Annotated in this window: 8 protein-coding genes; 5 read left to right on the top strand and 3 right to left on the bottom strand. The window is 62.0% G+C overall.

Going from position 1 to position 3,745, the window contains the following annotated elements; translation table 11 throughout:
- Positions 1 to 246 (top strand): MMPL family transporter (locus QOC76_RS13650; RefSeq protein ID WP_526357371.1); only part of this gene is annotated, 246 nt, incomplete at its 5' end.
- 14 nt (positions 247 to 260) lie between these two features.
- Complete coding sequence (locus tag QOC76_RS13645; protein ID WP_123024084.1) at positions 261 to 578, top strand: muconolactone Delta-isomerase family protein; 318 nt, start codon at positions 261 to 263, stop codon at positions 576 to 578.
- Between the two features lie 316 nt (positions 579 to 894).
- On the opposite strand, the gene QOC76_RS13640 is transcribed toward QOC76_RS13645, so the two are convergent.
- Both QOC76_RS13640 and QOC76_RS13635 read right to left on the bottom strand, forming a co-directional pair.
- Positions 895 to 1,092, bottom strand: a complete 198-nt coding sequence (locus QOC76_RS13640; RefSeq protein ID WP_526357370.1) for an ANTAR domain-containing protein — start codon at positions 1,090 to 1,092, stop codon at positions 895 to 897.
- A 180-nt stretch (positions 1,093 to 1,272) separates the two neighbouring features.
- Positions 1,273 to 1,656, bottom strand: coding sequence for a hypothetical protein (locus tag QOC76_RS13635; protein WP_526357369.1), 384 nt, complete (start codon positions 1,654 to 1,656; stop codon positions 1,273 to 1,275).
- 106 nt (positions 1,657 to 1,762) lie between these two features.
- Between QOC76_RS13635 and QOC76_RS13630 the strand changes: the two genes are divergently transcribed.
- Entirely contained in the window at positions 1,763 to 2,290 is a 528-nt protein-coding gene (locus tag QOC76_RS13630) for a MarR family winged helix-turn-helix transcriptional regulator (protein ID WP_526357368.1), read from the top strand.
- Positions 2,291 to 2,362: 72 nt separating this feature from the next.
- Positions 2,363 to 2,656 (top strand): DUF4235 domain-containing protein, encoded by a 294-nt coding sequence (locus QOC76_RS13625; protein ID WP_526357367.1) that lies wholly within the window; start codon positions 2,363 to 2,365, stop codon positions 2,654 to 2,656.
- A 33-nt stretch (positions 2,657 to 2,689) separates the two neighbouring features.
- Here the strand turns inward: QOC76_RS13625 and QOC76_RS13620 are convergent, their stop codons facing one another.
- The gene (locus QOC76_RS13620) at positions 2,690 to 3,019 is read right to left on the bottom strand and encodes a MerR family transcriptional regulator (RefSeq protein ID WP_526357366.1); all 330 of its coding nucleotides are present in this window, start codon (positions 3,017 to 3,019) and stop codon (positions 2,690 to 2,692) included.
- Between the two features lie 122 nt (positions 3,020 to 3,141).
- On the opposite strand from QOC76_RS13620, the gene QOC76_RS13615 reads away from it, so the two are divergent.
- Complete coding sequence (locus QOC76_RS13615; RefSeq protein WP_526357365.1) at positions 3,142 to 3,561, top strand: Hsp20/alpha crystallin family protein; 420 nt, start codon at positions 3,142 to 3,144, stop codon at positions 3,559 to 3,561.
- The last annotated feature ends 184 nt before the right edge of the window (positions 3,562 to 3,745 follow it).

Raw genomic sequence — 3,745 nt, 5'->3', positions numbered from 1 at the left:
CTGGTGTTCGCGTTCACCATGATGTCGATGTCGGTCAGCGCCATGGTCGTGGTCGCGCAGATGGGCACGACCATCGGGATGGGTCTGTTGTTCGACACTTTGGTGATCCGGGCGTTCATGACGCCCTCCATTGCGGCACTCCTCGGCCGATGGTTCTGGTGGCCGCAGATCGTGCGTCCTCGACCTGTACCGGCGAAATGGCCGAGCGTTCCGTCGCGGGACAGTGTGAATGAGCCTGCGACATAGTTAAGGAGGAGACGGTGCAGTACTTCGTCCAGTTTGACGTCCACCAGCCGGTCGACATGAGTCGCGAAGAGCTGTTTACGATCTGGCTCGAGGAAGCCCGCGCGGCACAGGGCGCGGTCGATGCCGGGGCAGTAACCAACCTGTGGAAAGTCGTCGGCCAGCGCAGCGTTTTCGCCGTGCTCGACGTCCCGGACCACACATCGCTCGACCAGGCACTCGAGTCACTACCGATCATCCAGAAGCTCGGCAGCTCGGTGGACACGCGCGCTTACGCGATCCGGCCTTACAGCGAATGGGCCGAAGAGCTGCGCGTCGCGGTCGAGGGCGAGTAACGCAGGAGTCTCTTTCGTCGAGTGGAGCTAATCGTAGAGTTAACAGTCTGCGCTGCAACGTCTTGTTGTAGCAGATGCGCATACACTGTCAACGGATGCTGCAATCACTTTCCAAGACAAGGATTTCCGAAACGCACTCGTTCGTGTATGAATGCTAACCCGTCGCCCGATTTGGGGCCGTGCCGATCACTGCGTCGCCTGTTCACGGGATGCCACTAGATTCCAGGTGTGTACTCGAACCAGTTCGGTCGCACCGTAATTCACGCTCGAGAAGAATTCTCCCGGGTTATCCGCATCCTTTGTGTCCTCTCCCGGGTTACCCGTTGCAGTTGCGCCGCGGGAGTCCCTCGAGGATGCGGCGTGCGATGTCTCGGATCTTGACGTTCTCCCGCTGAGATCGCTCGACCAGCCGGGCGAAAGCCTCGTCTGCAGTGCCGCCGTGCTGCGTGCGCAATACCCCTTTGGCCTGGTCGATGTCCGCACGCGACACCAGCGCTTCCTCCAGTTGACTCACCGTTTCGCGCAGCCGTTGCCAGCGTCACGCGTCCGTTACGGCTTGGCCGGCGGCATCGGTGTAGAGACGCATGAGCTTCTCGCTTCTCGTCGAACACATCGAACGCCGCGGTGGAACGACTGTACGCATTCAACGAACCGACCAACTCATCGTCACCGCCCGGCACTGCCGGGGCGATGATCAAGGGAATCGACAGAGTGGCGCGCACACCGGCCGCGCGGGCAGCCGAGACGAATTCCGGCCACCGCCGCTCGCCGGGCCCCATCGCAGCCCGCACTGGCCGACGGGTCTCTGCGGCCTCCAAACAAGGCCCTTCCTGCGGGCATACTGCTCCTGATCCAAGACCAAGATGTCGTCATCGGTGTGTGCGACAGTGCGCAGTGGCGGATCAACCAAGGTGATCGACACCGCGTCGGCGCCGGGGACGGCCCTCACCGCATTGAGTGCCACTCCGTGTAGCACGTCGTCCAGAGATCCGTCCGCCACCAGCAACGCGTTCAAGGATGCGACAGCGATCGCTGCCGCATCCAGTCGATCGAGAACGTCCGGGCGCTCACCGCTCATCGACGTTTCTCCTCCCTCAGTGAGAATGAATACCCATTTTATTTCACTGAGTTAAGCTTCGAAAGGTACGCTGCGCGAAAATCACACGTATCCAGGAATGTCGCAGATGACCCAAGACGGCACTGGTGCCGCGTTCGGTGACCGAGCGCAGCTGGAGTCAGTGATCTCTGCCGATCTGCGAGCCCTCAACGCGCAGGCCGACCGGATCGGGCGATACTTCGCCGACATGCACGGACTCAGCGCGACGGAGTTCCACGCGCTGCTGCACATCATGGTCGGCGAAACGTCGAGGTCTCCACTGACCGCAGGAGAGCTCCGGCAGCGGATGGGACTGACCAATGCGGGGGTTACCTATCTGGTAAGGCGCATGATCGCCGCCGGACACATTCGCCGCGACACCGACGCTGCCGATCGCCGCAAGGTGATCTTGCGCTACCAACCACACGGCATGGAGCTCGCCCGGAACTTCTTCACGCACGTGGACGCCGCCAACCGCGCCGCCATCGCGGGATTCACCGACCAGGAACTCGAAACAGCCCACCAGGTGATGAGCACCCTGACCACCGCCATGGACCATTTCCATAACCAGCTGAACGAAGGCGGACCCGGTTCGTCCGACGAGACGACCGCGTAGCTCCGGTGACGTACCTCAGAAATGGGTATCAGGTCTCCCATCTCGGCTACCCCTGAAACGAGGAGAGTTCTCATGGCCCACCAGAAATCGAGCACATCGGCGAAGATTCTGTATCGACCGGTAGGTCTGATCAGTTCGGTCCTGGGCGGCTTATTGGCCGGCGTCATATTCAGACAGGTATGGCAACGCGCGGCGCCCGGCGACAAGCCCGACCCACCAAAAGCCCTCGAAACCGAGTATCCGTTGAAGGAGATCCTGATCGCCGCCGCCATTCAGGGCGCGATCTTCTCCGTGGTCAAAACGGTCATCGACCGCCAAGGTGCACGACTGTTCCAACGGTGGACCGGAGAATGGCCCGGCAGCTGAGCCCCGCTGCGGAGTCCTCGTATCTCGTTTCGATCACCGCTGACCTGGGGGCCTGCGCTTCAAGCGACGTTTCGGGGTGAGGCGGGCGTTGTCGGCTGCCAGTCGGGTGTTGCGGTCTTGCAGGTCCAGTATGTGGCCGATGCCAGTCAGGTTGACGCCCGCATCGACCAGTTCGGTGATGCGCGCTAGACGGGCCACGTCGTTATCGCTGTAGCGACGGGTGCCGCCGTCGGTTCGCGCCGGCGTGATCAGTCCGCGCCGCTCATACAGGCGCAGCGTCTGCGGATCGACTCCCGACAACTCGGCGGTCACCGAGATCCCGTACACCCCCCGTGCCGATCGCGGTGCTGCATCATCTGTCATCAAATTTTTTTTCCGATCGCCGCCGATTTCTTCTTGAATCAAGCTATCACCGGTGCTATATAAAACCTATGGCAGATCACACAGATCTGTGGACCGACTCTCATCTGGTAGGAGGTGGAAGGATGTTGTTACGTACCGACCCGTTCCGAGACCTCGACCGCTTCGCTCAGCAGGTGTGGGGCACTGCGGCGCGTCCGGCGGTGATGCCGATGGACGCCTGGAGGGAAGGTGATCAGTTCATCGTCGAGTTCGACCTGCCCGGCGTGAACGGTGATTCGCTTGGTTTAGATGTCGAGCGCAATGTCCTGACCGTGCACGCCGAACGGTCAGCTCCGGATCCCAATCGCGAGATGGTGTCGGCGGAACGCCCGCGGGGAGTGTTCAGCCGCCAAGTGTTCCTAGGCGACAACCTCGACGCCGATCGGATCGAGGCCAGCTATCACGACGGGGTGCTCCAGCTGAGAATCCCGGTCGCCGAGAAGGCCAAGCCACGGCGCATCGAAATCAGCCACAACGGCGAGACGAAGCCGATCAACGCCTGACAGCAGGGCGAGGCCGGGTCTGCAGCGCGAAGGGGGTGAGTGGATGAGCACCGTCAGCGAGGTCGTCGCCGTCATCGGTGAGGCGGAGGCAATCGTGGAGGCCGAATGGATGCGCCTCAACGGCGGCGACCTGCCGGAGGATGCGCTCACCGATCCGTTCGCCGAGATGCCCAAGCCCCGGCCT

The organism is Mycobacterium sp. (assembly GCF_032159565.1).
Taxonomy (GTDB): domain Bacteria; phylum Actinomycetota; class Actinomycetes; order Mycobacteriales; family Mycobacteriaceae; genus Mycobacterium.
The sequence above is the reverse complement of the archived record's forward strand: the minus strand, read 5'-3'. Positions and strand labels throughout refer to the sequence as shown.

Coding starts and splice junctions, on each gene's coding strand:
- QOC76_RS13635 (WP_526357369.1), bottom strand. CDS start 1,656: ATGAGCGGTGAGCGCCCGGACGTTCTCGATCGACTGGATGCGGCAGCG.
- QOC76_RS13630 (WP_526357368.1), top strand. CDS start 1,763: ATGACCCAAGACGGCACTGGTGCCGCGTTCGGTGACCGAGCGCAGCTG.
- QOC76_RS13625 (WP_526357367.1), top strand. CDS start 2,363: ATGGCCCACCAGAAATCGAGCACATCGGCGAAGATTCTGTATCGACCG.
- QOC76_RS13620 (WP_526357366.1), bottom strand. CDS start 3,019: ATGACAGATGATGCAGCACCGCGATCGGCACGGGGGGTGTACGGGATC.
- QOC76_RS13615 (WP_526357365.1), top strand. CDS start 3,142: ATGTTGTTACGTACCGACCCGTTCCGAGACCTCGACCGCTTCGCTCAG.